Origin of the sequence: Bacillus sp. GMs2/2, assembly GCF_050172095.1 — a bacterium.
In the GTDB taxonomy this organism is placed as follows: Bacteria; Bacillota; Bacilli; order Bacillales; family Bacillaceae_G; genus Bacillus_A; species Bacillus_A cereus.
Map to the genome: position 1 here is coordinate 1 of NZ_JBNLYE010000343.1, position 4,110 is coordinate 4,110.

Sequence of the window (4,110 nt, forward strand, 5' to 3'; positions counted from 1 at the left end):
AGAATTACTGCAAAACTATACATGGAACTAAAAGTATTATGACGAGATCAGTAAAATAGTAAAGAAGGTCACCATTCACGGCGACCTTCTTTACTATGCGTTATACCCAAATAATTTTAAATCTTCTCCTGAATCTGAAATGATTTTCTCAAATCGTAATCCTACTTTTTCTAAAAGCTTTCCTGAGGCGATGTTATCTACAGAAGTAATTGCTACAATTCGTTTCATGCCGAGCTTTTGTACACCGTATTCGATTATCGCATAAGCTGACTCGTAGCCATATCCTTTTGAACGGAATGTCTCTAAAAAGGCAAACCCGATATCAACGTCTTCTAATGAATCTCTTTTAATAAGGCCACACATACCAAGTGGAGTGAGATCTTTTTTTCGTTCTACTAAGTAAAGGCCGAATCCAAGTTTGTTATACATATCGATGGGACCGTTTACAATATATTTTTTTGCATCTTCTAAGTTACTAACTCCTTTGTCACCGATAAACTGAATCCATGCAGGATCGTTTACTAACTCAAGAATAAAAGGAGCGTCTTTTATATCAAACCAGCGAAGATTAAGACGTTCAGTTTCAAGAACTATCAATAATTACACCACCTTTAAAAAGTTATAACAATTAGTATGGATTGTGTAAAACAAAAGTGCAACATATTTTAATGGGGGTGTTTGTTCACATAAAGTTCGTTTGTTTTGTATAGAGAGATATCTTATAATTAGGATTGATTGTAAAGAGTGAGATGCTTATACAATGACTCCTAGGTGACTAGGAGTTTTTACTATATAACTATCATTATTACTAAATATGACACACTATACATTCTACTCAAGGAGGTACATAATGAAGAAATTATATAATGCATCGTTTACGTATTTGATTATCGGTTTATTATCAGGGATTTTCGCTAGGGAGTATGGTAAGTATAAAGGGATTTTAGGGTCTACTTTGTTAAATCTTTTGCATACGCATACACTTGTACTTGGCTTTTTCTTCTTTTTAATTGCTTTAGGATTAGCAAAAGTATTCGCGTTTCATGAAGTGCAAGGGTTTAATAAGTGGTTTGTTTTACATAATATTGCATTAACATTAATGTTAGGTTCGCTAGCAGCGAGAGGGCTTCTTCAGTTAAATGGAGCTGACTTTAAAGGGTTAACTTATATTGTAGGATTTTCTCATTCGTTGATGGCAGTTACTTTAATTTGGTTTATGTTGTTAATAAAGAAATCGTTTAAAATGTAGTGAAAAAGAACTTGTAGCGTGTGCTGCAGGTTCTTTTTTGTATGTTCAGGTTTAATAATCTTATTTTTCTAATTATTTTGTATAAAGATGGTATACTTGTTTTAAAATTAAAAAGGAGAGTTGATTATGGAAATAACAATTGAACATGTAGTAAATGAATTAAAAGGCATACTTCCTGAAGATCGAGTAGTAATAAATATGACAGTACGAGAGTTACATAGTAAAGATGAATCTTACCATAGTAGTAGTTTGCCTGATGTAGTTGTTTTTCCAAAAACGACCGAAGAAGTTAGCGCGATAATGAAAATAGCGATTCAGCACGGAACAGCTGTCGTTCCATTTGGAGTAGGGTCCAGTTTAGAGGGACATGTAATTCCTTACGAAAAAGGAATTACAATGGACTTTTCTCTTATGAACAAAATACTTGAAATAAGAGAAAAGGATTTTCTTGTGAGAGTACAGCCAGGGGTGACGCGCTCCCAGCTTAATAAAGAATTGAAAAAGTATGGATTATTTTTTAGTGTAGACCCAGGAGCTGATGCAACGTTAGGAGGAATGGCTGCTACAAATGCGAGCGGAACGACAGCGGTAAAGTATGGGGTAATGCGTGATCAAGTTCGAGATTTAGAAGTCGTTCTTGCTGATGGAGGAGTAATACATACCGGGAATTTAGCGGCGAAGTCATCATCAGGTTATCATTTAAATGGTATTTTCGTAGGCTCAGAAGGAACACTTGGATGTTTCACGGAGTTAACTTTAAAAGTATACGGTATACCAGAACATGTTATGGCTGCGAGGGCATCGTTTCCAACTATAAATGATGCAGTAGAAGCTGTAATTAACATATTACAAGCAGGTATTCCAATCGCGAGAATTGAACTCGTTGATGAATTATCTATGAAACAAGTAAATTATTACAATGAAACAAGTTACAGAGAAGAACCGACACTGTTTTTAGAGTTTCACGGCAATGAAGCAGGGTTAAAGCAAGATATTGAATTTATGAAAGAAATCGTTCTTGATCATAAATGTATAGAAATTGCGTTTGAGACGGAAACAGCAGCGAGAAATAAGCTGTGGGATGCAAGACATAACTTAGCGTACTCTTACGTGCATAGTTATCCTGGTAAAAAGCTAATGAGTACAGACGTATGTGTACCAATTTCGGAATTAGCTGGAGCGATTCAACATGCGAAAGAGGTATTACATAAAGTAGGGCTTATTGGCGGTATTCTCGGTCATGTTGGGGATGGGAATTTCCATGTACTCTTAATGATTGACACAAATGATAAGGAGGAAGTGAAGAAGGCAGACGAAATAAATGAAAGTATCGTTCAGTATGCTCTTAAACGAGGAGGAACGTGTACAGGAGAACATGGCGTTGGAATCGGGAAACGAAAGTATCAAGAAGAAGAACATGGGGCGGCATTATTTGTAATGGAGAAAATAAAGAAAGTTCTTGATCCGCAAAATATTTTGAATCCGAAAAAGGTGTTTCAATTAAAAGATAGGGGCTGAGTGGATGAAAGTACTAGAAGCGATAAGTAATATAGCTGGAAAGTATTTTGCATTTTGGGTTATTTGTATTGCAGCTATTGCATATTTCATTCCCGCGCCATTTCTCGGGTTAACTAGTTACATAACGATTTTACTTGGGGTTGTCATGTTTGGGATGGGATTAACATTGAAGGCTGTTGATTTCAAAATCATAGCTACAAAACCATTACCAGTTATTATCGGTGTATGTGCTCAGTTTATTATTATGCCACTTGTCGCATACGTACTAGCCTACGTTATGAATCTGCCAGCGGAATTAGCAGCTGGGTTAGTGTTGCTCGGTTCAGTACCGGGTGGCACTGCATCAAATGTTATGGTTTATTTAGCAAAAGGGAACTTAGCGTTGTCTATTGCAATGACTTCAGTATCAACGTTACTAGCACCAATTGCTACACCGCTCATTCTACTATTACTTGCAGGGCAATGGATGCCAGTAAATGCTATGTCCATGTTTCTTTCTATCGTACAAGTCATTATTGTGCCTATTATTTTAGGACTAGTAGTGAAAAAGTTTTTCCCTCATATCGTTAATAAAGGAATGACTGTTATTCCTTTAATATCAGTTGTAGCAATTATCATAATTGTTTCTGCAGTTGTTTCAGCAAATGTAAGTAGCATTACTTCTTCAGGACTTCTTATCTTTATTGCGGTGATGCTCCATAATGCTTTCGGTTTTTTGCTCGGATATATAACTGCGTTCGTACTTGGACTAGACGAAGGGACAAGAAGGGCTATTTCAATAGAAGTAGGAATGCAAAATTCAGGTTTAGGTGTTGCGCTGGCGACAGCACATTTTGGACCGGTTGCTGCACTCCCAAGTGTATTAGCGGCAGTATGGCATAACATTGCAGGGCCAATATTAGCAACCATCTGGTCAAAAAATACAAAGAATACTTTCAGCGATGAAAATGTATCAATAAATATAGAAAAATAGGAATGATAAATAATGCAAAAACGTATTGTACATTTTGAAGGAATGGTTGTATTTTTAGCCACGATTTATATGTATTCGATATATGAGTTTAGTTGGATTATATTTTTTGTATTCCTTTTAGCGCCGGATCTATCAATGTTAGCATATGGGATTAATAATCACGTTGGTGCGAAAATATATAATGTATGTCGCACATATATCATATCCATATTAATTGTTCTAATAGGTGTCTATTTTAAGATGGATATCGTTATAATGATTGGCTTAATATGGACAGCACATATTGGAATGGATCGAATGTTTGGATATGGATTGAAATATGAGACGGATTTTAAGGATACTCATATTCAGAGGTTATAAGAAAAAGTAT

At 35.7% G+C, this 4,110-nt stretch carries 5 protein-coding genes; 4 read left to right on the forward strand and 1 reads right to left on the reverse strand.

The window, feature by feature from the left end; genetic code table 11:
- Positions 1-93 precede the first annotated feature (93 nt).
- Entirely contained in the window at positions 94-597 is a 504-nt protein-coding gene (locus tag ACQGS6_RS23850; RefSeq protein ID WP_025966611.1) for a GNAT family N-acetyltransferase, read from the reverse strand.
- Between the two features lie 253 nt (positions 598-850).
- On the opposite strand from ACQGS6_RS23850, the gene ACQGS6_RS23855 reads away from it, so the two are divergent.
- The 4 genes from ACQGS6_RS23855 to ACQGS6_RS23870 all read left to right on the forward strand — a co-directional run bounded on the left by ACQGS6_RS23855 (position 851) and on the right by ACQGS6_RS23870 (position 4,100).
- Positions 851-1,249, forward strand: coding sequence for a DUF2871 family protein (locus ACQGS6_RS23855; RefSeq protein ID WP_000737896.1), 399 nt, complete (start codon positions 851-853; stop codon positions 1,247-1,249).
- A 126-nt stretch (positions 1,250-1,375) separates the two neighbouring features.
- Positions 1,376-2,767: an FAD-binding oxidoreductase gene (locus tag ACQGS6_RS23860; protein WP_025966612.1), complete on the forward strand. Its 1,392-nt coding sequence runs from the start codon at positions 1,376-1,378 to the stop codon at positions 2,765-2,767.
- Between the two features lie 4 nt (positions 2,768-2,771).
- Positions 2,772-3,740 carry a bile acid:sodium symporter family protein gene (locus tag ACQGS6_RS23865; protein WP_000865826.1) on the forward strand — a complete coding sequence of 323 codons (969 nt, stop codon included), beginning with the start codon at positions 2,772-2,774 and terminating at the stop codon, positions 3,738-3,740.
- Positions 3,741-3,752: 12 nt separating this feature from the next.
- Positions 3,753-4,100: a DUF4260 domain-containing protein gene (locus ACQGS6_RS23870; RefSeq protein ID WP_426965707.1), complete on the forward strand. Its 348-nt coding sequence runs from the start codon at positions 3,753-3,755 to the stop codon at positions 4,098-4,100.
- Positions 4,101-4,110 lie beyond the last annotated feature (10 nt).